The 24,901-nt window shown below is 67.2% G+C and carries 21 protein-coding genes and 3 pseudogenes; 8 read left to right on the top strand and 16 right to left on the bottom strand.

All coding sequences use genetic code 11. The features are described 5' to 3' along the window. Window positions 1-104: 104 nt before the first annotated feature. The 4 genes from bla to ACFQUZ_RS25460 all read right to left on the bottom strand — a co-directional run bounded on the left by bla (window position 105) and on the right by ACFQUZ_RS25460 (window position 4,040). Window positions 105-1,016: a class A beta-lactamase gene (bla, locus tag ACFQUZ_RS25475; RefSeq protein WP_377446510.1), complete on the bottom strand. Its 912-nt coding sequence runs from the start codon at window positions 1,014-1,016 to the stop codon at window positions 105-107. Between the two features lie 32 nt (window positions 1,017-1,048). Next, window positions 1,049-2,227, bottom strand: a complete 1,179-nt coding sequence (locus ACFQUZ_RS25470) for an SGNH/GDSL hydrolase family protein (RefSeq protein ID WP_377446508.1) — start codon at window positions 2,225-2,227, stop codon at window positions 1,049-1,051. Between the two features lie 62 nt (window positions 2,228-2,289). Then, complete coding sequence (locus tag ACFQUZ_RS25465; protein ID WP_377446506.1) at window positions 2,290-2,892, bottom strand: DNA-binding response regulator; 603 nt, start codon at window positions 2,890-2,892, stop codon at window positions 2,290-2,292. Then, window positions 2,889-4,040 carry a sensor histidine kinase gene (locus ACFQUZ_RS25460; protein WP_377446504.1) on the bottom strand — a complete coding sequence of 384 codons (1,152 nt, stop codon included), beginning with the start codon at window positions 4,038-4,040 and terminating at the stop codon, window positions 2,889-2,891. Before ACFQUZ_RS25460 ends, ACFQUZ_RS25465 begins: the two co-directional genes overlap by 4 nt. A 107-nt stretch (window positions 4,041-4,147) precedes the next feature. On the opposite strand from ACFQUZ_RS25460, the gene ACFQUZ_RS25455 reads away from it, so the two are divergent. The 3 genes from ACFQUZ_RS25455 to ACFQUZ_RS25445 are packed head-to-tail and all read left to right on the top strand — an operon-like array spanning window position 4,148 to window position 6,524. Next, on the top strand, window positions 4,148-5,029 hold the full coding sequence (locus ACFQUZ_RS25455) for an ABC transporter ATP-binding protein (protein WP_377446502.1): 882 nt from the start codon (window positions 4,148-4,150) through the stop codon (window positions 5,027-5,029). 26 nt (window positions 5,030-5,055) lie between these two features. Continuing rightward, window positions 5,056-5,775: an ABC transporter permease gene (locus ACFQUZ_RS25450; RefSeq protein WP_377446500.1), complete on the top strand. Its 720-nt coding sequence runs from the start codon at window positions 5,056-5,058 to the stop codon at window positions 5,773-5,775. 32 nt (window positions 5,776-5,807) lie between these two features. Continuing rightward, window positions 5,808-6,524 (top strand): GPP34 family phosphoprotein, encoded by a 717-nt coding sequence (locus tag ACFQUZ_RS25445; protein ID WP_377446498.1) that lies wholly within the window; start codon window positions 5,808-5,810, stop codon window positions 6,522-6,524. 99 nt (window positions 6,525-6,623) lie between these two features. On the opposite strand, the pseudogene ACFQUZ_RS25440 reads toward ACFQUZ_RS25445, so the two are convergent. Then, window positions 6,624-6,883, bottom strand: a pseudogene (locus tag ACFQUZ_RS25440) (transposase); the annotation flags it as partial. 48 nt (window positions 6,884-6,931) lie between these two features. Here ACFQUZ_RS25440 and ACFQUZ_RS25435 point away from each other — a divergent pair. Then, on the top strand, window positions 6,932-7,474 hold the full coding sequence (locus ACFQUZ_RS25435; protein WP_377446496.1) for a hypothetical protein: 543 nt from the start codon (window positions 6,932-6,934) through the stop codon (window positions 7,472-7,474). 281 nt (window positions 7,475-7,755) lie between these two features. Here ACFQUZ_RS25435 and ACFQUZ_RS25430 read toward each other — a convergent pair whose 3' ends face one another. Beyond that, window positions 7,756-8,472, bottom strand: coding sequence for a DinB family protein (locus ACFQUZ_RS25430; RefSeq protein ID WP_377446494.1), 717 nt, complete (start codon window positions 8,470-8,472; stop codon window positions 7,756-7,758). Between the two features lie 348 nt (window positions 8,473-8,820). On the opposite strand from ACFQUZ_RS25430, the gene ACFQUZ_RS25425 reads away from it, so the two are divergent. Further along, entirely contained in the window at window positions 8,821-9,012 is a 192-nt protein-coding gene (locus ACFQUZ_RS25425; protein WP_377446492.1) for a hypothetical protein, read from the top strand. 7 nt (window positions 9,013-9,019) lie between these two features. Here ACFQUZ_RS25425 and ACFQUZ_RS25420 read toward each other — a convergent pair whose 3' ends face one another. After that, the gene (locus ACFQUZ_RS25420; protein WP_377446490.1) at window positions 9,020-9,376 is read right to left on the bottom strand and encodes a VOC family protein; all 357 of its coding nucleotides are present in this window, start codon (window positions 9,374-9,376) and stop codon (window positions 9,020-9,022) included. Window positions 9,377-9,770: 394 nt separating this feature from the next. Here ACFQUZ_RS25420 and ACFQUZ_RS25415 point away from each other — a divergent pair. Both ACFQUZ_RS25415 and ACFQUZ_RS25410 read left to right on the top strand, forming a co-directional pair. Next, window positions 9,771-10,586 (top strand): annotated as a pseudogene (locus tag ACFQUZ_RS25415) (IS3 family transposase); the annotation flags it as partial. A gap of 3 nt (window positions 10,587-10,589) precedes the next feature. Next, a pseudogene (locus ACFQUZ_RS25410) lies at window positions 10,590-10,844 on the top strand (transposase family protein); the annotation flags it as partial. A gap of 22 nt (window positions 10,845-10,866) precedes the next feature. Here the strand turns inward: ACFQUZ_RS25410 and ACFQUZ_RS25405 are convergent. From ACFQUZ_RS25405 to ACFQUZ_RS25365, 9 genes are all read right to left on the bottom strand, one after another. Continuing rightward, a complete protein-coding gene (locus ACFQUZ_RS25405; RefSeq protein WP_377446488.1) occupies window positions 10,867-11,574 on the bottom strand; it encodes an ABC transporter ATP-binding protein in 708 nt (235 codons plus the stop codon). Further along, entirely contained in the window at window positions 11,571-13,418 is a 1,848-nt protein-coding gene (locus tag ACFQUZ_RS25400; protein ID WP_377446486.1) for an ATP-binding cassette domain-containing protein, read from the bottom strand. Before ACFQUZ_RS25400 ends, ACFQUZ_RS25405 begins: the two co-directional genes overlap by 4 nt. Then, the gene (locus ACFQUZ_RS25395) at window positions 13,415-14,275 is read right to left on the bottom strand and encodes a branched-chain amino acid ABC transporter permease (RefSeq protein WP_377446485.1); all 861 of its coding nucleotides are present in this window, start codon (window positions 14,273-14,275) and stop codon (window positions 13,415-13,417) included. Before ACFQUZ_RS25395 ends, ACFQUZ_RS25400 begins: the two co-directional genes overlap by 4 nt. Window positions 14,276-14,348: 73 nt before the next feature. Further along, entirely contained in the window at window positions 14,349-15,545 is a 1,197-nt protein-coding gene (locus tag ACFQUZ_RS25390) for an ABC transporter substrate-binding protein (protein ID WP_377446483.1), read from the bottom strand. After that, window positions 15,542-16,423, bottom strand: a complete 882-nt coding sequence (locus tag ACFQUZ_RS25385; protein WP_377446481.1) for an alpha/beta fold hydrolase — start codon at window positions 16,421-16,423, stop codon at window positions 15,542-15,544. Before ACFQUZ_RS25385 ends, ACFQUZ_RS25390 begins: the two co-directional genes overlap by 4 nt. A gap of 478 nt (window positions 16,424-16,901) precedes the next feature. Beyond that, entirely contained in the window at window positions 16,902-18,755 is a 1,854-nt protein-coding gene (locus ACFQUZ_RS25380) for a PHB depolymerase family esterase (RefSeq protein WP_377446479.1), read from the bottom strand. A gap of 449 nt (window positions 18,756-19,204) precedes the next feature. Next, window positions 19,205-19,966, bottom strand: coding sequence for an SDR family NAD(P)-dependent oxidoreductase (locus ACFQUZ_RS25375; protein ID WP_377446477.1), 762 nt, complete (start codon window positions 19,964-19,966; stop codon window positions 19,205-19,207). A gap of 233 nt (window positions 19,967-20,199) precedes the next feature. Continuing rightward, window positions 20,200-21,957 carry an AMP-binding protein gene (locus ACFQUZ_RS25370; protein WP_377446475.1) on the bottom strand — a complete coding sequence of 586 codons (1,758 nt, stop codon included), beginning with the start codon at window positions 21,955-21,957 and terminating at the stop codon, window positions 20,200-20,202. 467 nt (window positions 21,958-22,424) lie between these two features. Continuing rightward, window positions 22,425-24,722, bottom strand: a complete 2,298-nt coding sequence (locus ACFQUZ_RS25365) for a helix-turn-helix domain-containing protein (RefSeq protein WP_377446473.1) — start codon at window positions 24,720-24,722, stop codon at window positions 22,425-22,427. Between ACFQUZ_RS25365 and ACFQUZ_RS25360 the strand changes: the two genes are divergently transcribed. Continuing rightward, entirely contained in the window at window positions 24,609-24,875 is a 267-nt protein-coding gene (locus tag ACFQUZ_RS25360; protein ID WP_377446552.1) for a DUF4253 domain-containing protein, read from the top strand. The two genes, ACFQUZ_RS25365 and ACFQUZ_RS25360, sit on opposite strands and share 114 nt — an antisense overlap. Window positions 24,876-24,901: the final 26 nt, after the last annotated feature.

The following is a 24,901-nucleotide window of genomic DNA, read 5'->3' as shown; positions in this document are numbered from 1 at the left end:
CCTGGCCATCGCCCACCCTGTGAAGTGGGGACGCGTAGGCGGTGGTGCCGCCCATCCTCCGGGACGATGTCGACGGGGTGCCCGACGACCGGCGGCGTCGCCCGTCACAACATGGCGATCACGGCCTCCGTCGCCTGGGCGATGAGGGCGTTGTCGTAGTCGGCGTCCTTCTCGTCGCGGCTGGACAGCACGGCGAGGACGATCGGTGCGCGGTCCGGGGGCCAGATCACCGCGATGTCGTTGCGGGTGCCGTAGCCGCCGGCGCCGGTCTTGTCGCCGACGACCCAGCCGTCGGGGACACCGGCACGGATCAGTTCCCCGCCGGTGGTGTTGCCCCGCAGCCAACCGTTGAGGATGTCGCGGTCCGCGGGTTCGAGGGCGTCGGCTACGGCGTACGCCCGCAGGTCGTCGGCCATGGCCTGGGGCGTGCTGGTGTCCCGGCGATCGCCGGGCCGCGCCTCGTTGAGGTCGGTTTCGTAGCGTGCGGCGTCGGTGACCTGGTCGCCGATCTCTCGCAGTTCCTTCTCGAACCGTTCCGGTCCGCCGAGGTGGCTCAGCAGCAGGTTGCCGGCGGTGTTGTCGCTGTACCGGACGGCGGCGTCGGCGATGGCGCGAAGCGTCATGCCCGCCCCGACGTGTTGCTCGGTGATCGGCGAGTGGTTGACCAGGTCGTCGGCCGAGTACCGCACCACCTTGTCCAGTTCGGCGTCCGTGGTTCCGTCGAGTACCTCGGCGGCGGCCAGTGCCTTGAACGTCGACGCGTAGGCGAAACGTTCTTCGGCCCGGTACTGCACCGTCCGGCCCGTGCCGGTGTCGATCGCGTGGATCCCCAGCCGCGCGTCGAACCTGTCCTCCAGCCGTTGGAAGGTGCGGCCCCGGTCGGCGGCCGTGGACGTGGTGACGGTCACCTGGCGGTCGCGCGGCGGCTGCTCACCTGTGTCGGCGGGGTTGCTGCACCCGGCGGCCAGAGCCACCGCTGTTGCCGCGGCCACCAGTCGGTGTGTCACAAAAGCCATCGTCACTCCTTGGTGGTGCCAGCGGAGGCCGGTCAGAAGCTGCGTTCCGCGAAGGGTCCGTCGGCCGTGAACGCCTGCCTGGTGAAGCGTTCGGCGATGCGGCGGTGGGCGGCGGTGTCCGGGTGGAGTTGGTCGGGCAGCGGCAGGTCGACGAAGTCGGCCTCGCCGTAGAGGTCGAGGCCGTCGATGTGGTGCAGGTTCGGGTCGTCGGCCGCCCGCTGGGCGGTGATGCGCGCCAGCTCGTCGCGGATGACGCGCAGGGTGAGCTTCCCGCTCGCCCGCTGCCCCGGGTCGCCGGTGGCCCGGAAGCGGACCTGTCCGGTGGCGAGGGCGGCGAGGTCGAACGCGCCGGGGCCGGGGGTGTCCTCGTGGATCGGGCAGTAGATGGGTGAGACGACCAGCAACGGTGTGGTGGGGTGGCCGTCGCGGATGGTGTCGAGGAAGCCGTGCACGGCGGGGGCGAAGGCGCGCAGCCGCATCAGGTCGGCGTTGACCAGATTGATGCCGATCTTCACGCTGATCAGGTTGGCCGGGGTGTCCCGCATGGTGCGGGCGGTGAACGGGTCGAGCAGGGCGCTGCCCCCGAAGCCGAGGTTGACCAGGTCGACGCCGCCGAGGGAGGCGGCGATGGCGGGCCAGGTGGCGGTGGGGCTGGTGGCGTTGGAGCCCTGACTGATGGAACTGCCATGGTGCAGCCACACCCGGCGGTCCTGGTCCGGGGCGGGTGTGACAGGGGCGTCGGTGCGCAGGGCGACGAGTTCGGTCCTCTCGTTGTGCGGCAGCCAGATCTCGACGTCCTTGACCCGGTCGGATAGGCCGGTGAAACGGATGGTGCCGGGTGGACCGGACCGGTGCTGTGTGGTGCCGCTGGCCATGTCGATGGTCACCGTGTCGCCGCCGGTGACGCTGGCCCGGTCGGTCAGGTGGCCGTCGACGAGCAGGTCGTAGACGCCGTCCGGGCGGGACGGTAGGCCGGTGTAGGTGTGTCGGGTGGGCAGGGTGTCGAGTTCGACCGCGGTGGCGCGGGTACGGAATTTCAGCCGTACGCCGGCGGGTTGAGCCTCCACCATGGCGAGTTGCCCGTCGGTGTACTGGGCGCGGGCCCACGCGGGCAGCCGGTGCGGCAGCAGCCCGCTCGCGGTGTGCTGTATGTCGAGCGCGCCGCGCAGGAGGTCCGTGCTGATGGGCGTGGTGATCCAGGTGGTCGGCATGCTCTCAATCCATCGATCGGTGTTGTGTGGTGCCACCCGGCGACAGCCCGCCGGACCGCCGACTAGAGCCAGTCGTGTTCGCGGGCGTAGCGGGCTGCCTCGTGGCGGGTCCGGGTCTGGGTCTTGCGCATGGCGTTGGAAAGGTAGTTGCGTACGGTGCCCGGCGCGAGGTGCAGCCGGATGGCGATGTCGGCGACCGAGTAGCCCTCGCCGGTGACCCGCAGTACGTCGGCCTCCCGGTCGGTGAGGGGGCAGTCCTCGGTGACGGCGAGCGCGGACACCTCCGGGTCGATCCAGCGTTTACCCGCGTGCAGGGTCGCGATGACCGCGGTGATGTGGGAGGGCTCGGCGGACTTGCTGACGAAGCCCTGGACGCCGAGCCGCAACGCCTTGCGCAGCACGCCGGGGCGGGCGTGCCGGGTCAGCATGAGGATCACCTGCTCCGGTCGTTCGCGGCGGATCTCCGCGACCGCGCCGAGACCGTCCACGCCCGGCATCTCCAGGTCGATGACCAGCACGTCGGGACGATGCCGCAGGGTGGCGGTGATCGCGGTCTGGCCGTCGGACGCCTCGGCGAGAATGGTGATGTCGCCCTCCATCGGCAGCAGCGCGGCCAGGGCCGTGCGGAGCAGCGCCTCGTCGTCGGCGAGCACGATTGTCGTCATCGGCCGTCCTCCCATGGGGCAGTCGGGGCCGCGTCGGCACGAGCGGGCGGGAAGACCGCGGCCGTGGAGAACCACTCGTCGGTCTGTTCCACGGTCAGTTCACCTCCGTCGACCGCCAGCCGTTGCCGCAGCGCCGACAGCCCCCGCAGTTCGGGGATCGGGGGGCCGGTCGCCCCGTCGTTGACGATGGTGATGCCCGACTCGGCGAGCGTTATCTGCACCTGGGTGGCCTGCGCGTGTCGCAGGATGTTGGTGGTCGTCTCGCGCAGCACCTGCCCGAGCAGTTCGCTGCGGCGGGCCTCGACTTGTGCCTCCCGGGTCACCCGGACCCGGATGCCGGCGGCCTCGAACAGGTTCTTCGCGTTCTCGATCTCCGCGGTGAGATTGAGCCGCCGTTGGGCGTACGCGAGTTCCTTGGTCTGCGCGATGGTGTCGCTGACCAGGTCGTGCGTCTCCCTTAGTTCTTTCTCCGCCCGTCCGGCGTCGCGGAGCAGCAGTCGCTGGGCCAGTGCGATCTTGAGCTTGACCACGTGCAGGGTGTGGCCCTGGATGTCGTGCAGGTCACTGGCGAACCGGACGCGCTCCCGGACCACCGCCAGCTCCGCCTCGCGCTCCCGGGTCTGTTCGAGTTCCCGGATGAGGTCGTAGAACCGCTCGCCCACGATCGTCAGCACTGTCACCAGCACCGTCAGGGCCGTCGGGATGAGGACGTAGGTGATCAGGACCTCGCCGGGGTTGTCCCGCTGCACCAGCAGCCGTGCCGCGCCGACGACCGCCACGTAGCTGAACAGGGCGGCCGCCGCCAGCCTCCGCCGTCGGATCTCGCGCAGGGCGAGGGAGCCGACGGCGCAGACACCCCAGTACGCATTGGGACTGCCGGTCAGCAGGACCCCCAGTGGCCACACCACTGCCGCGACGCTCACGCAGGGCAACGCGACCCGGGCGAGGTCGTCGGCCGTCCAGCGTTCGAAGGCCACCACGGCCGCCGCGACCCCCGGAGCCAGGACGACGACGTGCCACCAGGCATGCGCGTCGATGACCACCAGGACCACGGCGGCGATCACGACCGGCGGCAGCGACGTCGCCAGGTTGAGCCGACGCAGCTTCCCCTGCGTCGACTCGGTGAAGCGCGGCGATCTTGCGGTCACCCTCCCAGTATCCGGCTGCGGCCGGCCTCAACCAGTGACACCACGTCACATCCGGTCGTGACACCGCGCCACTGACGCTCCGGCCGTGGCCGCGCTGTCATGGACGCATGTCCACCACACCCGTCATCGAAGTCGAGCGGTTGAACCTCAGCTACGGCGACTTCCACGCTGTCAAGGATCTTTCCTTCCAGGTACGACGAGGGGAGCTTTACGCGCTGTTGGGCACCAACGGAGCGGGGAAGACCTCGGCGCTGGAGGCCATCGAGGGGCACCGGGCGCCGACCTCGGGCACCGTACGCGTCTTCGGGCACCGCCCCGGTGACCGGCGAGCGGTCCGTCCCCGGATGGGCGTCATGCTCCAGGAGAGCGGATTCTCCCCCGATCTCACTGTCCGGGAGTCCGTGCGTCTGATCGGCCGGCTCACCCGTCGTACCGATGATGTCGGCAGGGTGCTGGACCTGGTCGACCTCACCGGCCGGGCCGGCCGCAAGGTGTCGCAGTTGTCCGGTGGAGAGAAGCGGCGGTTGGACTTCGCCACCGCCGTCTACGGAATGCCAGAGTTGATCTTCCTGGACGAGCCCACCACGGGTCTGGACATCCAGTCCCGTGACGCGCTGTGGGCGACCGTGGACCGGTTACGCGAGAACGGCGCGACCATCGTGCTCACCACGCACTACCTGGAGGAGGCGCAGCAGCGCGCCGATCGGATCGGGCTGATGCACCAGGGCACCCTGCACCGGGAGGGCAGCGTGTCCGACCTGACCCGCACCCTGCCGGCCGTCATCCGTTTCTCCCTGCTGGCGCCGGCACCGTCGCTGCCGGTACAGGCTGTCATCGACGGTGACGGGAAGGTCGTGGTCGAGACGTTCGCCCTGCAGAAGGACCTCCACCTGCTGCTGGGGTGGGCCCAGGACCACGCCGTGGAGCTGCGGGACCTGGAGGCCGGATCGACCCGACTCGACGACGTCTTCCGCGCCATCAGCGGCTGATTCACCCCTTCGACAGGAGTGTCCCCATGTTGTCCATCGCGTTCAGCGAACTGATCCAGATCTTCCGGAACCGACTGGTGCTGGTCACCAGCCTCATCGTCCCGGCCGCCGTCTGCGTGTTCTTCGTCCGGCAGCACGAGACCTTCGCCGCCATCGGCAGCCTCGGTTACATCGCGGCGATCGTCATGTTCACGGTGGCCGCGTTCGGGCTCTACGCCACCGCCGTCACCACCCTGGCCTCCCGGCGCCAGAACCTCTTCCTCAAGAGGCTGCGCTCCACCGCCGAGGGCGACGCCGGCATCCTCGCCGGCCTGCTGCTGCCCGTCGTCGTCCTCGCCGTGGTGCAGGTGGCCGCGATCCTCACCGCACTGGCCGCCGTCGCCGGCGAGCCGGCCAACGTCGCCCTGCTTGTGGTGGCGACCATCGCCACCCTGGCCATGATGATCGGGCTGGCCCTGGCCACCGCCGGGCTGACCAACTCCCCCGAACACGCCCAGGTCACCACCCTGCCCGTCACCCTCGGCGTGATCGCCGTGGCGAGTTGGGTGGGCATCAGCGGCACGACGGACCTCGCCTGGCTCAAGCGGCTGCTGCCCGGCGGCGCGGCCACCGAGCTGACCATGAACGCCTGGAGCGGCGGCGTCGCCGTGACCGACTCCCTGCTCCTGCTCGCGCCCACTCTCGGCTGGGTCGTCGTCGCCGTCGCCCTCGCGACCCGGCTCTTCCGCTGGGAGCCCCGCCGATGACCGCCTATCCCACTCGACGAAAGGCACGAACGATGTCCGATCCACCTGCTGGGTCCTTCGACGACCAGGCCGGGACGGTGGGCCGATCGGGTGCCCCGACCCTGGCGGAGGATCTGTTGCTCCTGCTGTTCCAGCCCCGTTCCGGCACCATCGCGGGAGAGAACACCCTCTTCTACGTCCTCGCCGGCGCCGTACTCGCGGACCTCGCCCTCGGTGACCACCTGACCACGACCGCCCGCGGCCGGGTCGGGACCGTCGAGGATCGCGCGCCCTCGGATGGCTTGCTCCGCCCGGCGTGGGACTACCTGTCGGAGAAGCCGCAGGGGGTGCAGACGGCACTCGCGGCGATCGGCCCCGCCCTACGCGAGCCGATGCTGGCGAGGCTCATCGCACGAGGCGACATCGACCAGGTGCCGCGCAAGGTGCTCGGCCTGTTCCCGTCAACGGCCCTTCGGGAAGGCCGGACGGAACGGCGAGCGCGCCTGCTCGCCAATGTCCGGCGGGTACTGGTGGAGGGCGCTGAACCTCAGACACGGGTCGCCGCACTCGCGGCGCTGCTCTCGGCGAGCGGGACTCTTCCGCAGTTCCACCCCGGTATCCCGTGGACCTCATCCGTGATCACGCGGGCCAAGGACCTCGAGCGGGGTGAGTGGGGTGCCAACGCCGCGGCGGAGGCCGTCACCCGCACCGTGACGGCCACTGTCGTCAACAGCGCCATCGTGGCCATCACCGTGCTTCCTCGCGGCTAAGTTCGCCGCCGTCACCGGACGACGGAAGGTGAACCGCGCCACGGCCGGTTCATCGCCGGTCCGCGCGGACCGCCTGCTCAACGACGCCGATGAGGTGGTCCGGGCCCCGCGCCAGCGGCGACCAGCCGCCGCTGGCGTCCCGGTGTTCCGTACCAGGTGGTGCCGGTTGCCGCCGGTCAGCGTGACGGCCAGGGGGATCCCGTCGGCGTCGGTGATGACGTGGTGCTTCGAGCCAGGCCTGCGGCGGTCGACCGGGCTCGGACCAATTTTGGGCCGCCCTTGAGCGCCCGGATGTGGGAGCCGTCGATCACCGCCCTGGACATGTCCAACTGGCCCGCGCGCCGCAGGCGGGCCACTAATCACGACTAACATCTGGCGCTGTCGACGCGCTTGGCGACAATCGTTCTATGAAGACGGTTGTGCACCCTGAGTCCGGTCTCCGGAAGGCCACCTTGACGGACGAGGAACTGGTGGAGACGTCGTGGGACTACTGCCGCATTCACGCGCTCGCCGTCACCGATGACGAGGATCCGCCCGAGGACCTGACCCCGGAGGAGTTCTGGGAGCAGGACGACCTCGATCCCATTGCGCCGTCGGCCCTGCAGCTGCATCTCGACCTCGACTACATCGTGCGCCGGGTCGAGTCGGGATCCATGTCAGAAGTTCACTTTTGGGTAGCGCCGGCCACGCTGATCTTCAAGAGCGTCTGGGACATCGTCGGCAGCCTGCACTCCGTGTGCCAGCCGATGGAGCTGAAGAACCTGCGTCAGGAGGCGCCCGGCACGCACCTGAAGGAGCCCTGCTGGCACCTGGAGGGGCGCGACATGGACTTACGGTTCCAGGCGTCGCGCTTCACCATGTACGTGCGCAGACCCCCGCGTTATGGCAGACGGGTGCTCCGGATGGTTGAACGGGGTGGCATCAGCTTCGACCCGCACCCGTTCGCCTGACCGATCACTGTTATCCCAGACAGGTCCGCAGGCGACCGTCGAGGCGATGGTCAACGACGGGCATCCGTCGAAAACAGTCATGGCTCTACCGCTCCGGTGAGAGTGCGGAGTTAATCGGACGGGCCGGCCGCCGCGTCCTTGATCAGCGGAGCGGAGTCGCGTACGCCGCCGAGTACACACCTTTCGGCGAAGCGGCGTCAGACGTGGACGCCGTTCGAGTTCCTTTAGCAGAGACCGCGCCTTGTCATCGGCGCTCGGACGCCTCACGAGTAGATCGCTGCCTACTTCTGCGCGTCGAGGTCGCGCAGTGCGAAACGGAGGTGTTCCCACTCCTCGTCGACGATCACGTGGAGGCAGTGCAGGACCGGCTCCTCGTGTTCGGGCGACCACGCTGTCGGCCGAGGCTCGGCGAGCAGTGCCGGCGTGACGCTCGTGAGGAAGTCCCGCACCATTGCCTGCCGCTCGGCACGCAGAGCGAACACCTCGGCAAGACTCGGCTGCGCTGTGGCGAAGATCGACAGATCGTATCCATCCGTCTCGTACTCGGCGTGCGGCTGCCCGAGCGGATGGAAGGGCTGCGGCAAGCGCAGGATCGCCTTACCGAGCCATGCGTCGGTGGCGAACGCGAGGTGGCGCAGGGTCTGCGTGAACGACCACTCGCCATTGATCGATACGTCGGCGGCGCCCTCGGGCAGGGCCTCAACCCGGCCGACCGCGTCCGCCCAGGCCCGCTCGATCATCGTCCACGCCGTTCGCAGGCCATCGGGATCCGTGGCATGCCTCCTGTCGCGGCCGGGAAACCGTCGGTTCAGTTCGGCCTCGACAAGCGGCACGACGTCGACACCGTTGATCAGCAATGGGCCGTCCGTGAGCCACGGCGCGTCAATATCGAGCCCGCGCACATCGACGCCGCGCATCACCGCACCGGCCAGCGTCGACCTGTTGAACCGCGCGCCCCGCAGGTCCCTATCCACAAACGTCGTGACGTCGCCAGCCACGGCACACTCCCTTTCGTTGGCGCTTCCGGCGACGGTAGTCGGCGGGTCCGACAACTGCGCAGCTCGTGCCGCCCGCAGCGCGTTCAGATCGTCGGCGTGGCCCGCCGATAGCTTGGGGGCCGAAGGACACCGCTGCTGGATCATCCGCTTGCCCATGCCGCAGGTCGGGGCGTCGACTGCTGCGGCCTGGTGCGGTGTCCGCTGACGTCCGCCAGGTTGGCGGTGGTCGGGGAATGTGTCGTACGGGCGGTACTGGCTGGGGTGGCGGCCGACGACACCACGAGGCTTGCGGCGGCGTACACGAGCGCCTGCTTGGCCGCTCGGCAGTCGAATCCCAGAAGGGGCGATATGCCGCACTTCGCCAACTACAGCTACAACGATGACTTCGCTTACAGGCCCGGCGAGTCCGCCGCCGCCTCGGGCGAGATCGCCACCTGTGGCGACCACGCGGCCCAACTCGCAAGGCGCCAAGCGTGGAACGCGAGCCTTCGAGCCATCGACGTGACGGACACCGGCCGTGCCGAGAAGCCGCGTCCGTAGGCCATCGTCAGCGGTAGTACTGGACCAGGCAGAACTCGTGGTCCTCCGGGTCGGCCATGACGACGACCACGCCTTCGTCGTAGTCGTGCCGTTCACCGGTGAACCGGCCACCGAGGTCGAGGACCACCGCCATAGCCTCATCGATCTCTTCTACGGAGATGTCCAGGTGAATCCGGACCTTGCTTGTCCTGGGCTCCGACACCGGCTGAAACACCAGCCGCGGCTGCGGCTCACCTCGTTCACCGAGGTAGACCCAACCGTCCTGCGACGGGCCAGGTTCGCGACCGAGCAGTGCGCTCCAGAATCGAGCTACCCGTTCGGGGTCAAGGCAGTCGATCGTCACACCGGACCAGACGTACGCCATGCACCGATCCTCACAGAACTCCGGCCGATCGAGAGCATCCGCATCCGCGATGTGGGCGGCTGCCGGCCCATGACGATCAGCCGACCGCCCCAATGATGAGGGCCCAGCAGGACCCTGGCTAACTGGGTGAAGAGGGACCGTGAGACTCGCCGTGAGGCCGCTGCCGGGCAGCTGGCCGAGGACGAGCGGCCGAGCTGGCACGGTGGCGGCGGGAGAACGCGGAGCTGGCGATGGAACGTGATGTCCTCAAGCGATCCGTGTTCCTGTGGGTCAAGGAAGCGACGGGTCGGTGAGCGTGGCCGCCTCCATCGCTTCCCAGAGGACCGAGCATTGCGTGCCGCACGCGGTGGCCTGCCGGGCCTTGGGGGTGTCCGCGTCCTGATTCTACAAGTGGCGCGACCGGCCGCCGACGCGCCGCGATGACCGGCGTGTCCGACTGGCGGCCGCGGTCCGGAAGGTGTTCGACGACTCGGGCGGCACCTACGGCAGCCCGCGCATCGGCATCGAGCTGCGCGAGTCCGGCCGACAGGTCTCCGACAACACGATCCCGCAGCTCATGGCCGAGCTGGGCTTGGCCGCCCGGTCCAAGCGCCGCCGGCCGGGCCTGACCCGCCAAGGTAAGCGTCCGGCCGCGCCGGACCTCGTCAAGCGGGTGTTCACCGCACCGGCGCCGGATGTCGCCTGGTGCGGCGACATGATCGAGATCCGCACCGACGAGGGCAAGCTCTACCTGGCCACCGTTATCGACCTGTACTCGCGTCGGATCCTCGGCTACGCGATGGGCACCCACCACGACGCCGGGCTGGTCGTCGCAGCGCTGAACATGGCCGCCGTCACCCGCGGCGGCAGCGTCGAAGGGGTGATCCTTCACAGCGACAGGGGCAGTGAGTACACCTCAGCCGACTTCGCCCGGACCTGCGCCCGATGGAAGGTACGCCAGTCGATGGGCCGGGTCGGGTCGTGCTTCGACAACGCCGTCGCCGAGGCAACCTTCTCCACCATCAAGGTCGAGTACGTGCACCGCCGTCACTTCCGCACCCGCGCCGAGGCACGCCTGAAGATCGCCACCTGGATCACCGACCTCTACAACCGGCGCCGCCGGCACTCCGTCTGCGACTGGCGCTCACCCATCGACTACGAACGATCAGCGACCCGCGCCCCTGGAGGCCCAGGCCGCATAACGGAGCCCTCGACGATTCCAGGGGATTGACAGATCCTGGTGCCCGCCCGGACGCCGCAGGACACCGCGGCCTGCCCGAAGTGCGGGGCTCCGTCAGGGCGGGTCCACGGCTATCACTGGCGGACGGTGGCCGACGTTCCGCTCGACGGGCGGCGGGTGGTGGTCCGCGTGCGGGTACGGCGTCTGGTGTGCCCCACGCGCGGCTGCCGCCACAGCTTCCGCGAACAGGTCCCCGGGGTGCTGGAGCGATACCAGCGCCGCACAGCGCGTTTGAACAGGCAGGTCCGTCAAGGGCACACACGAAGTTCGTTCAGGTGTGGCTGAAGTATCGATCGATGACGGCTTGGCTAGACAAGTCGGTGCCGGGCGGCAAATACGTGAGTTTCGATTCCGAGACGATTGCTATGCGATCACAGAGTCCGTGGACGACGTCTGGACGCTGTTCGGCGATTATCAGGGCGAGCCCCGTGCTACGAAGGTTGGTGAGGGCTTGCCGGAGGTCGTCCAGCACGACCGGGGCGAGTCCGGCGGACGGTTCGTCAAGCAGCAGGCAGGTCGGTGACAGTGCGAGGGCCATCGCCAGGGAGAGCATTTGCAGTTCGCCGCCGGAGAGGGTGCCACCCAGTTGCCGACGTCGCTGGCCGAGCTTGGGGAAAAGGTCAAGGGGATCGACCGAGTAGGAGCGCTTTCGCGTTGCTGCGGCGAGGTCGAGGTTGTCTTGGACGGTTAGGGTACGCAGCACGTTGGCGCGGTGTTCGCCGACGAAGACAAGCCCGTTACGGGTGTGGTTGTGGACACCGGCGCTGGTGATCGATCGGCCTTGATGGCTAATGGTGCCGCCCAGCGGCGTGATGAGTCCGGTGAGGGTTTTGAGGAGGGTGCTCTTGCCGACGCCGTTGGGGCCGATCAGTGCGATGGTTTCGTTGTCGGCGACGGCCAGGTCGATGGGGCCGATGACGGGTTTGCTGTGGTAGCCCGCGATCAGCCCGTGTGCTCGCAGGACAACGCCGCTGGTCATGGGCTTACCTCCAGACCACCGCCGAGGTAGGCGTCGACGAAGGCAGGGTTGTTGAACACGTCATGGGGTGCGGCGTCGGCGATGACACGGCCGGTGTCGAGTGCGACAACGCGGTGGGCCACTTTGGCGACAAATGAGGTGTCGTGGTCGACGAGGATGATGGCAGTTCCCTCACTGGCCAGGTCTTTCAGGATGGAGGCGAGATTGTCGCGTTCGGGCGGAGTTAGCCCGACGGTGGGTTCGTCCAGCAGAAGTAGGTGTCCAGGCGCGGCCAGCGCGGTGGCGATCTCGACAAGTCTGGTTACGCCTGCGGGCAGGTCGCGCATCGTAGCGCGCAGGTCTGCCTCGGCGATGCCTAACCTGCCGGCGAGGTGGCCGACGGCCTGCGGAATGGGCGAGGTGGCGTGGGTGTGCATTCCCAGGCGTACATGGTTGTAGCCCGTTTCGGTGCTCATGTGACCGCCGACCTGAAAGGTGCGGCGTAGGCCGAGGGCGGCGCGCTGGTGTGCGGGCAGCGTGCTGATGTCGATTCCGGTGAGGTGGACGGTGCCGCGGGTGGGAGGCCGGTGGCCGCTGATGGAGTTGAGTAATGTGCTTTTGCCTGCGCCGTTTGGGCCGACGAGGGCGAGCATCTCACCGGCTTGCACGGTGAGCGAGACATCGGCGACGGCGACGAGTCCGCCGAAGGCGATGTGCATGTTGGAACAGCGCAACACCTCAGCGCGCGGTCCGGTCGCCGCACGTTCGGCGGTGTGTGGCCTGCCATGGTCTACGGACGGGCCAGGCGGTGGGGGTGGTGGTGCGGCTGGGTCGGTCACCGGGCTTGGCGATGCGGCGATTGGTCGCGCTGCGCGGAGCTGCAGATGACGGCGAAGCGGCTCGACCTGTTCGCGCAGGTGGCGAAGTTGCTCATTGAGACCGCCGGGGTACTTGATGAGCACCACAAGCAGGATCGCTGGAGCCAGGAAGCTGATGAGGATGCCGTAGCGACCGAGAAGTCCGGTGAGCAGCCCGGTGGAGATGGCGGCGGTTATCGGGCCGACGATGCTGCCCCGTCCGCCGAGTAGTGCCATGGTGAGTAGAACAAGTGAGGACGCGTCAGTGAAGGCGGATGGGGCGATGCCTTGGTGGAGGATGACCCACATGGCCCCGGCGACACCCGCTGCGGCGCCGGCGATGCTGTAGGCGGTGACGCGGTACCGCTGGGTGGCGACCCCGACGGACCGGGCGAGGTCATCGTTGGCGCGAATGGCGCGCAGCCCGAGCCCGAAGCGGCCGCGGCGCAGGAACTGGATCGCCACAGTGGTGACGATGGTGATGACGGTCAGCCAGCTGATGGCGTGTAGATCATCGTCGGGTAGCCAGGTGGCAGAGCGAAGCCGCAGCCCTCCAGATCCGCCACCGAAGGCGGGAAGGCGCAGCACGTAGTGAAAGACGGCGGCGTTGAGCAGCAACGTGGCCACGGCGACGGCCATACCACGTAACCGAAGCATTGGAATCGCCGCAACAGCTCCGCAGATGGCGCCCGCAAGCACCGATCCGGCGACTAGCGCGAATGGACCGATCGGCCCGGGTACGAGGGTATACATGTGGGCGCCGACGAAGCCGCCGAGAGCGACAAGCGCGGCCTGGGCCAGCGAGATCTCTCCACAGTCGTTGAACAACAGGTGCAGCCCGAGGGTGGCGGTGGCGTACACCAGGCCCACGCCGTACAGATAGACCACGTAGGTATTGCCCTGCGCGGCGAGGACCGACGCGGCCGCGAGAAGGGCGGTGAACGTGATGATCGGGCCGGCCAGCCACGCGTAGCTTCCGGCCTGGGGGCGGTTGGTGTGGTTGTTCATGCGGCCGTCCTTAGGGTCTCCGGGGGCTTGACCAGCAGCAGGATCAGGGCGACAGCGAACAGGAGGACGTCGTTGATGCCGGGGGCGGTGATGTGAAACTCGGTGATGCTCTTGATGACGCCTATCAGCAGTGCGGCGGCCATGGCGACAGGGAACGAGGTGAATCCGGCCACCAGCGCGGCGACCAGGGCGCTGGTCATGACGGCGAACATGAAGTAGGGGTCGAATCGGGTCATCGGGGCGATCAGCAATGCGGCGGTGGCGCTGATAGCCCCTCCGACCATCCAGGCCCAGCCGCTGACCTTCTTGACATTGACCCCGAGAGTCGCCGAGGCGGTGCGGCTTTCCGAGACCGCGCGTAGCTGTAGGCCAAGCCTGGATCGTTGATAGACCAACGAGCCTAGTGTCACGAGGATGCCGCTGATCGCCACGGCGAGGATCTCTGGCCCGCCAAGGGCCATACCGGCCAGGGTGATTCCATCCCAGCCCGGGATCCACGGCGGAAAATGGCGGGCGCTGCCGCCCCAGTACTGCAAAGTGGCAAGCTGCAGGATGGTGGCGATGGCCAGGGTGGCGACGAGGCCGGTGCCGGGGTCGCGCTGCCCGAGTGGGCTGATGACGGCTGCGTTGATGAGCCATCCCAGCACGGCACCGGTGACCAAAGCGACGACGACGGCTGCCCAGGTGGGCCAACGGTAGATTGCGGTCGTGGTGAAATAAAGGGTCGCGGCGACCATACCGATGTCGCCTTGGGCGAGGTTGACGACCCGGCTGGCACGATGGACGAAGATGATGGCGCAAGCGACAAGGCCGTAGATCAGACCGGCGATGACGCCGCTGAGCACGAGGGTGCTCATTGGACCTCACCTCCTCTCTGGAACGTGACTCACCCACCGCGCGTCAGCGTGGCCGGGAATAGCCGATGACTTGTCAGAACCGGCTGGCAGGTTCACCGGTCACGGTCCAGCGGCCATCAACCACTTTGCTGGGTAGGGCTTCGGCGCTGCCGAAGCGGCGGTCGTCGCCCCACCACAGTGGCGCCATCGAGTCGACGATGATCGGGGCGTCCTTGAAGGTGGGCGATGTGAGCTCGTCGAACACGCGCTTCCGGGTGAACTCTCCGTCAAGGCGCAGCAAGAGTTGTTCGATGAATCTCGCGCCTGACCAGCCGGCGTAGGCGATCTCGTCAGTAGGTCCGGGTTGCCTGGTCTTATGCAGGTGGCGCAGGAACTCGCTGTAGTCGGCCGCGTCGGCGACCCGTGCTGCTCGCAGTGCCTCGATGCCTTCCATCAGGCCTCCGGAGGCGGCGTTGAACAGGTCGAAGGTCCACGCCCCTGCGCCCGTCCAGGTCGGCTCGTAGCCGATCTGTTTGGCGGCCTTGAGGATCTGCGGCACCGCGACCCCGCCGAGCAGCACGACCAAGTCGGCGCCCGCGTCCCGGATGCGTTGCACGTTGGGCACATAGGTGGCAGCGTCGCGGTCAAAGCTCTCCGTGGCGGTAATGCGCAATCCGGCTTGGTCGGCAGCTCGGATGAAACGGTCATGCATGTCGCGCATGATGTCTTGGTTCTCCCACATGACGGCGATCTTGGCCTGCCCTTGTGGATCCAGCTTGTTCCGCACGAAGGAGGGCACCGCTTCGGCCAGCAGCTCCAGCGGGGTAGGTAACACAAATGCCACGTCGCTGTCTTGCGCTAGGGCCATCGGCAGCGCCACCGACATGTATGGGACGCCCCTCCGCTCGAACTCGGGGAGGGCGCCGATCGCCGGATCCGCACCGATGATGTTGTAGGCGAGGAAGGCCCTGTCGGACAGGTGGCGTGCGGCGGCCGCACCGCCGGAGACGGTGTACTGGTCGTCTGCCTGTGCCACCTCCACCTTGCGCCCGGCGATGCCGCCATTGTTGTTGAGCTGGTCGATGTATAGCTGGAAACCAGTAATCGCGCCTTCGGTGAGTGCGGCCGCTGGACCAGATTTCGGTCCGTGCAAACCGATGACGATGCGTTGTCCGTCCACGCCTGTTTCGGCGCCCGAGGTGGCCGCCCCGCACGCGGTGAGTATCAGCTGGGCGGATAAGGCGGCGGCGCCCCAGGCTAGTGCCCTCTGTCGTGACGACCGTGGCGTCATTTCAGAAACTCCTCGATGAGACGGGCCACGGCCTGCGCGCCCGCAACGGAAAGCAGAATCGTGTGATGGTTGGCGTCGGGGACCTCAGCCACCTGAACGTGCGGCACCCTCTCCGCGATCGCCTTGGTCACCTCGTCAGTAACGACGAGATCACCACTTCCGGTAAGCCCACCGAGCGCCCGGATGAGCAGCAGTGGCACCGCGACGCCTTCCAGACGCTTACCGACCAAGTCGTGATCGAGAACGTCGCGCCAGTCCGCGGCCACGCACGCCTCACCCACCCGGGCTTCGAGGACGTCGTCTCGGTAGACCAGGTCGTAGGCGAAGTGCACCCGGCCGTAGGCATCTACCCCATCGCTGTAGACGGGGGTGTTCTCGTAGTAGGCCAGGTACTCCTCGAAACTGGCAAAGGTACGCCGCATCTTGGTCAGGAACACACTGAGGGTGGACTCCAACAAGTCCTCCGGGGTCACCTTCGATGGGAGCTGGCGCGGGAATCCGCCATCAACGAAGACAAGCCGCCGTACCCGCTGCGGGTGCCGGGCGTAGAAAGCCCCCGCGACGTAGGACCCCATCGAGTGCCCCACGATGGTTGCCGTGTCGATCTCCAACGTGTCCATCACCGCTGCGAGGTCGGCGGCATGCTGCTCGAGCCCGTACGGGGCCTGCTTGCTGGAGCGGCCCCGACCGCGACAGTCGACCGCGGCCACATCGTAGTCGGCGAGCTCGGTCGCCAGGCCGGCAAACGCGCGCGAATGCGAGGTTAATCCGTGCACGCAGACCAGCGGCCCCTTGGCGCCGGGCCACCGCGCAACCGCAATCTCCGCCCCGTCTGCTCCGATGACGATCCGTTCTGCGAAACGCCGCACTTCTGTCATATCGGCCCACCTTTCCGTGCGTTACGTGTGGGTCATCACCTACTGGCAGGAGCGTTACGGTGCCGTCGGCGGCGCATGGCCCCAGCGCCCACCGGCCGTTCCACTGCCCGACAGATTTTTGGACTCTGGCATGTCCCGCCCGTCACTTGCGGGACGGTCGTCCGGCTCACCCTCCTGCGTGGACAGCATGGAACTGGATTTGCAGGTCCGACAATAAGAAAACTCGCTGGTAGCGGGCCATGTGATCGCCCGCCATCGTCGACTGGTATAGGTGCTCCCATCGGCGCACTGGATCGACTGACCCCATGCGGGGGGCGATAGGCGGACACATGCCCGATCGGCCACCCGGCCGCCCATCCGGTCGCCGGCGATTGGCGGCCGACTGGCCAGAGCCTTCCCACCCGCTACGCCGTGGATCCCTGATCGCAAGCGCCTGGGACCCGTTACGCGTGGCGGTGAAGCGGACACGCGCTTGCCGTTAGGCAGCACTGTATTCGACGGTGAGGGTTGCGCCCACCTCAGGCGCGAGGATCACGTAGGCGGTGCTGGTCTGGAATTCGGAGAAACGAAGCTTGACCTGGGTCTTTCCGATCCTGTTGATCGCGGACAGGCCGGCGGAACTCCAATTGGTCGACCTGGTTGTGCCCGAGGCCCACTGGGCGATCTGCCCGACTCCCGGCTGTGTAACGGCGGCTGACCAGTCAGCGGTCTCGATGTCGCAACTGGGGCCTAGGCATCCGGTCTGCACCTCTACGAGCAACTGGTTGCCAGCCGGGTTGGCCCACGGGTTACCGTACGAGGAGTTGAGGGTCACAGTGAGGTAGGCGCGGTTGATCACGGCATTGTCGGGCAGAGCGGAGGTGTCGAACGACAACACCGCCCGGTTGATCTTCGCGTCGATCCCGCGGCCGACAGCCAAACCGAGGATGTGTTTGCTCGCGCCGACCTCCACACCGGTGCCGTTGGAGTAGGCCTTGACGTAGCCGTCGTCGGTGCCGCTGGAGAAGGCAACCGGGTCGCCTCCGCCGCCCCCGGTCACAGTGACTGTCACGGGCCCTGAGGTGCCGACGTTGTGGGCCGCGTCGTACGCCTTTGCCGTCAGGGTATGCCTGCCGTTCGATTCGGCCGACGTGTCCCAGTCGATGCTGTACGGCTCCGTGGTGTCGGTACCAATCAGGTTGCCGTCGTCCACGTAGAACTCCACCGTGGTGACGGCGACATTGTCCGTGGCAGCCGCAGAAACCTGCACAGTACCCGTAACTTCGGCACCGCTGACCGGCGAGGTGATCGAGGCAGTGGGCGCCTCGGTATCGCCGCCGGCAGCGTTGAGGCCGAAGAAGAGCACCATCTGGTATGCGGCGCAGATGTTCATGTCCACCATGCCGGCCCCACCGGCGACGCCACACTTCGTCTCACCCGTGCCCGGGTCCAGTGGCTGCCCGTGCGGCTGCCCGGTCAGCGACCAGGTCTCCACCACCGGCGCACCCTCCCCGTTGTGGTAGCGCGTGCGCGGATAGCCCTGAACCGTGGCCAGTTCGTCGGCGATCTGGTCAGCGCCATGGACGTGGGTCCACTGCTCCATGAGTTCGGTCAAGTTCTGGATGCTGACCGCCGTGTCAGCGGTGCCATTCCAGATCGACACCTTAGGCCATGAACCAGACCAGGACGGGAAACCCGCCCTGACGATGTCGCCCCACTGCTGCGGCGTCTTGTTCACCCCGGGGTTCGCACACGCAAACGCCTCCCACGATTGGTTGGCGCACTTGGCCGGGCCCCCGGCCACAATGCCGCCGCCGGCAAACACGTCGGGGTATGCGGCGATCATGTTGGACGCCATGAACGCGCCACCGGACAGGCCGGTGACAAACACACGTGAGGCGTCGACAGAATGATTGGTCTTGATGTTGTCGACCATCGAGATGATAGACGCCGCCTCGCCCTGGCCACGGCTGTTGTCGCCAGCGAGGAACCAGTTGAAACACCGCCGGCCAGGGTCGTTGGCTTCCTGCTGCTGCGGGAACAACAGCGCGAACCGGTAGGTGTCAGCCATCTTCACCCAGCCGCTCTCACCGTCGTACACGGCGGCGGACTGAAAACAACCATGAAGCGCCACCACCAGCGGTGCGTTGGCGGGCAGTTGATCCGGGATGTACTTGAACATCAGCAGATTTCCTGGATTGTCACCGAAGTCGGGCACAGGTTGCAGCGACGCGGCGTGGGCCGGACCGGGTAGGGCTACAGCCACAACGGCAGCCAGCAACGACCAGAGGCTGGCCCACAATGCTGAACCGCCTCTGTTGTGACGCCGTTTCGTGCGCTGGTTCGAGAACATATCCACTCCTTGCGGTAAGCGGTGGGGGGTCCGCGTTGCAAGAACGTAACAAGATATTCACATGACAGATATGACATCGATGAATACAAGGAACAGCTGCGTGTGTGCGTGGGGCACCGGCAACGGTCGCCCTCTGCACGGGCTGGTCAGCGGAACCTGGCCACCGACCTCGCACCTACGCGGTCCGCCAGGAGTAGTAAGCAAAGGTTGCCGGATTCGCGCACCGGCATCGCGGAGTAGGTGGCCTGGCCGACCGAGTCGCGCCGCCCAGGCACGCGCCCTCCCGCAAGCGATGCAGCGCATCGGGCAGCTGGCCCGCACGATCCTCGACGGCACGCTGATCCGCCTCAACCGGCTCAGCGACGAACAGGCCCGACACCGCTACGCAGGCAAGCACCGTTGCCACCGGGTCAACACCCAGTTGGTCGTCGGCCGACTGGCTTCATGGGCTACCTGCGGGTCATGCGCAGGCCGGCGTCCAGCCGAATGGTTTCGCCGTTGAGGTACGGGTTTGCGATGACGGCCAAGACCAAGGCGGCGAACTCAGCCGGCTGTCCGGGACGGTGCGGGAAGGCGAGGTTACTGGTCTGCGTGTCACGGGTTGCTTGGGGCATCAGGTCGGCCATGCTGGTGGCGAAGACGCCGGGTGCGATGGTGACGACGCGGATGCCGTGTGAGCCGAGATCGCGTGCGGCCGCGAGTGTGAGCCCGATGACGCCCCCCTTGGACGCCGCGTAGGCAACCTGGCCAACCTGGCCCTCGATGCCTGCGATGGAGGCGGTGTTGATGATCACTCCGCGTTCGCCGTCACCGTTGGCGGGGAGTTTGGCGATGGTGGCCGCGGACAGCCGTAGTACGTTGAAGGTGCCGGTCAGGTTGATCCCGATGACACGTTCGAATCGGGCGAGGTCGTGGGGGCTGCCCTCGCGGTCGAGGATCCGGCCCCCGTCACCGACTCCGGCGCAGTTGACCACGACGCGCAGCGGTCCTGCGGCAGCTGCGACCTGGACCGAACGTGCCAAGTCATGGGGGTTGCGAACATCGCCGGGGGTAAACTCTCCGCCGACCTGCTTCGCGATCTGATGGCCGTTCTGAGTGTCGGTGTCGAGAAGGACCACATTGGCGCCTACGCCGGCCAGCGCGTGAGCGGTCGCCTGACCCAGGCCGCTCGCGGCGCCGGTGATGAGTGCTGTTGCACCCCTGATATCCATTGAGGCCTCTCCTTGAAGCGGCCGGGCAACGGAAGCACTCGGTGGCCCGGCAGAGCGGGATGCCGCCAGCCCTTCGTTGCTGGGCGGGCTACGGTGCCGTCAGAAGTCCGCTGCAGGGCGGCAGGTCAGGTGCCCTATCACCTGACCAACCTTTCTACGGGGACAGGTTAGGGGTCTGGCGCAGACCAGCGTTGTGGACCACACCGGAAACGGTGTCCTTGTGCTCGGGCACATCAGGCCACGGCCGCCTCAGATCCAGGGTTCGAGTAGGGGCTGCCGTTGACCCCGTGGTTACGTTGCTGCCGCAGAACGGACCGCTGCAGCTTGCCGCTGGGGTTCTTAGGTAGTGCCGGTACGAAGTGAATGCTCCTTGGGTAGGCGTGCGCGGCATAGTGCTGTTTGACATGCTGCTGTAGCTGCGTTGCCAGCGCTGGCGACGGCGCGACACCCTCGGATAGCACTATGAATGCTTCGATGACCTCCCCGCGCAGCGCGTCGGGTACCCCGACGACCGCGGCCTCTGCGACATGCGGATGGCTGACCAACGCACTTTCCACCTCGAAGGGGCCGATCCGGTAGCCGGCCATGATGATGACGTCGTCGTCGCGAGCGGTGAAGAAGAGGTATCCGTCTTCGTCACGCCAACCGGTGTCGCCGGTGTAGTACCAACGCCGGTCCGGGCTGTACCGCTCGGCTGTCTGGACGCTGGCGTCGAAATAGCCGGGAAACCACAGCAGCGCGCTGGCTGGCACATCGATCGCTATGCGACCGACGGTGAGGGGCGGGGCGATCTCGTCCTTGTCGGTCAGCAATACCCTGGTTCTCCAGCCGGGCATGTCGCATCCCATGGACCCGTTCTTCAACGGGCGTTTGATGTCGCCATGCCAGCCGTTGACGACAACCATTCCGTGTTCGCTTTGCCCGTAATGATCGCGCACCGGTACGCCAAGTGTTTCGGTGGCCCAGGAGATGACATCGGCTGTGAGAGGCTCACCTGCCGACGAGAGTCGCCGTAACGGCAGCTCGTGCGCGTTCGGTGGGCAACAGCCACGCAACGCCCGGAACACGGTGGGGGCGGCAGCGAAATTGGTCACCCCGAACCGGGCCATGACCTCCCACGTCAACTCAGGGTCAAACGTGGAGGCGAGCAACAGGTTACGTCTTGCCGCAGCCAGCGGACCGATGATGCCATAGAACAACCCATACCCCCAGCCAGGGTCGGCGGCGTTCCAATACACGTCGTCATCGCTGATGTCCAGGCCATACTCCAAATAGGTGTGCAGCGCGGCCAGACCCTTGACCGGCAGCGGCACCGCCTTGGGAGTGCCGGTAGTTCCGGAGGTGTACAGCTGCACCAGCACCCCGTGACCACCCACCGCCACCGAGGCCGCCGCCCCCGCGTCAGGCTGGTAGGCGGTCATCCACTCCCCCATCGTGACGTCGCCTGGCTGCACATGACCGTGCTGCGTACCAGCGATGATCACCTGGACACCTGCCGGCCCCTGATCCTTTCCAGATCCGACCTTGTGCCGATGGGCGGCATCACAAACCACCGCCTTGGCGCGGCTAGCAGCCAGCCGCGCCGCGACCGTTGACTCAGCGAACGCGGTGAACAGCGGCACATGCACCGCGCCGCGCCGCCAGATCCCCAGTAGTGCCACCACCAGATCCAACGACTTACCCATCACGGTGGCCACGCGGTCGCCCGGCTGCACCCCTAACTCGGCCAAGGCGGCCGCGACCCGGCGCGACCGGTCCGCCAACTCGGCGAACGTGACATCGCGGAATGTCAGATCGACATCAACCACTCTAAAGGCAACCCGATCACCGGGATGCCGGTCACACAACAGGTCCGCGGCGCATGCCTTTGGCGCGTCGTACATCGAGCGCAGTTCGGCGACACGCTCCGCAACTCTTGTCATGACGAGCGCCTCATCACCATGACAGGCCGCAGACTGGCGTCGCACCGGGAATACGATGTCATGTTCCACAACGTAAAGACACGCCAGTCTGCCGGCTATGTGCACGCGGCGTACAGTCGCCGCAGTCCTGTGTGTTCGTCACACCAGGCTTGTCGGCGGCCAGGGAAGACCCCCATGGACGGCCATTCACCGCCCCGCCGATGGCCAGGGCCTCCCCGTTGATGCGCGGCGGCCGGCGAGCCGGGACCCACGACTCAGGCAGAAACAACCGCCAGTCCACCGGACACGACGCGGTATCGGTGACCAGCCGGCGAACCGGTTACACCACTTGGTCACCGTCGCCCGCGAAATGCCCAGCCCTGCTCAACTTACCGTTGACACCCGGCGACATCCGCACACGCCAGCGCGATCCGTGACCGCAAATCGAGGGCCTGTACCGACGTCGGCCTGCGCCCACGCCTGCAACTGCTCGCGTTCATCGTCAGTGAGCATGATCGGCGCCGCTACCGGAGAAGGCATGCACCACCGACTAGCATCTAACGACTGACGTTGCGCAGCCGCCAGACACGAAGGGCAATCTGGATATCCAGCGCTCGCGGTGATTGACGCCAATCCGGCCCCAGCAACACTGTGGCGCGCTCCAACCGTTGCCGCACGGTGTTGGCGTGCGCATGCACCCGTTCCGCGGCACCAGCAAGGCCGCCGGCGGCGAACCACGCATCCAGCGTGGCCACAAGCTGAGTGCCGCGCCGAGCGTCGTAATCCATTACCGGACCCAGCATGCGATACATGAACTGATCCACCTCGTCCTTGCCGGCCCCCGCCAGCAGGAACCGCGCCACACCCAACCCCGCCCCGTCGGCCACGTCACCGCGCCGGTCCAACGCCAGCAGCACCGCCAGACACTGCTCCGCTTCCCGAAACGCCGAAGCGATCCCGTCCGGGCCGTTAGCCGGCCCCGCCACCCCGACGGTCACAACAGCCTTAACTCCACCGCGCAGCCGCTCAGCCAACCACCTGCCCGCCGGCAGTACCTCCTGGCCAGGAACAGCCAGGACCACATCATCCCCGCGCAGCCCCGCAAGTCCATGCCGCTCGGCGGCCAGCCGAGCCGCCACCGCCGCCCCCCGATGCCGGTCCACCCCCTCCAGCCTCGCCACTAGCACCACATGCGGGACATCCAGATCGGCACGGTACCGGCGAGCCCGATCCCGCAACCTGTGCGGATCACGACGTGGCGCCGACAGCACATCATCGAGCAACTCGCCGCGCACTCGATGCTCGGCCTCGGCAACACTTCGCTGAAACATCATCAGCAAAGCCGTTACCACCGCACCACGGTCCAGCACTCGCCGGTCGGCGTCCGAAAGCGGGACGGCTCGGCCCAGCACCATGGTCGCCAGATGCTCCGACCCCGCCCGAGCGACAGCCACATACCGCACCTCACCAGCATCGGAAACCACCTCGCCCACCCCACCCGAGACCAGCGCCCGAGCCACGGCGGCAGCCACGGTGGAGGCGGCGCAATCGGCCGGGTCCGCCCCAACCGCCGCCAGCACCATCCCGTCCGAGTCGAGCACCCACACTCGTCCATCGAGCACCCCACCGATCACCGCGGCCACATCAGCGACTCGCCCACCCTCCAACAACACCTGTGCCAGCCGGTCGTGGGCGCTTGCGGCCAGCTCCAGCGATTGCGAATGCGCCCGCACCTCGGCGTTGGCGTCATTGAGCTCCTGCAACGCCATGCTCGTTTCCTCGAAGAGACGAGCGTTCTCCAGCGCGACCACCGCGTGCGCTCCAAGCGACTCCAACAGCGCCACCTCGTCATGCGAGAATCGGCGAGGAGTCCGCTGCGCCGCCAGCAACGCCCCGATCACCGCACCGTTGAGCACCAGCGGTACCCCCAGCACCGCCCGAATCCCCTCCTCACCCGCCGATCTGTCCACATGATCAAGGTGGATAAGATCTTGGTCGCCCAGGTAGTCGTCGGTGGAGTATGGGGTAGCTGTACGGATCACCATCCCCAGCACTCCCGAACCCAGCGGCAGGCGCAGCGTCGGAAACGTCGGCGTCTGTGAACCCTCCGTGATCTTGATGTAGCAGTCACCGCGCTCAGGATCAACCAGGCTCAGATAGCCAAGATCCGAGGACAAAAGCTGGCGGGCACGCCGCACAATCGCCGACAGCACTGCATCCACATCCCGGATGGCGGTTAGGTCATTCGCGGATTCGAACAGTGCGCGGAGTTCCGACTGGCGCTGCCGCTGCCTGGCCATGTTCGACCGCACCCGCATCGCCACCGCGAGTTCCTCACGCAACCGCTCAAGCTCATCCGCCTGTCCGCCGTCACGCTCCGCGATACGCAGCTGCTCGTAGAATGCATCCGGTGGTGCCTCCGCTTCCAGCAGCTCCAGAAATGATTGCCTGACCATAGGACAGTTATCCACCAGCTCGAATGTCGGCACAAGAACCCGGCCTTGGACTCGTAGCACACAAAACCGCTCGTCCTGTGGATGCAGCCGACATGGCACGCCCTGCCCCCGTACCTCACTCTGCGGGCGTGGGCGTTGCGCCAGTACAGGTAGGCTGCTCGCCACCGGTCGAGCCCGCCTCACGCTGGTTCTCACCACCGACGGCGCACACGCGCTGACAGCAATCGGCTGGACCAGCCCACTCAACGACAACGACATCGCCCGCTTCGCCGCCGTTGTCCGCGACTGGCGCGCCGATTCGGCGCCGCCGTCCTCGGGCTGGGCTTCGACACCCTGCACCTGAGCATCGCCGCGCCACCGACCATCCTCGATCTGGCGCTGCGAGTGGCCGCCGAACACGTCGCGTTCTGTCTGGACATCACCCGGCAGAGCAACACCAACCCCTTCCCCAAGTACGCCCCAATCATGGATCGAACTGCTGGTCTGGTGGGACTGATCTCGGGGACGACTGCCGGCGACGTTCCGACATCCGTCCAGCGGACGGTCGGATGACCGAGTATGGGCAACCGAGACGCCGA

The organism is Plantactinospora sp. GCM10030261 (assembly GCF_042666615.1).
Taxonomy (GTDB): Bacteria; Actinomycetota; Actinomycetes; order Mycobacteriales; family Micromonosporaceae; genus KBS50.
Note: the sequence above shows the minus strand (reverse complement) of the source record. Positions and strands in the feature narration are given on the sequence as shown.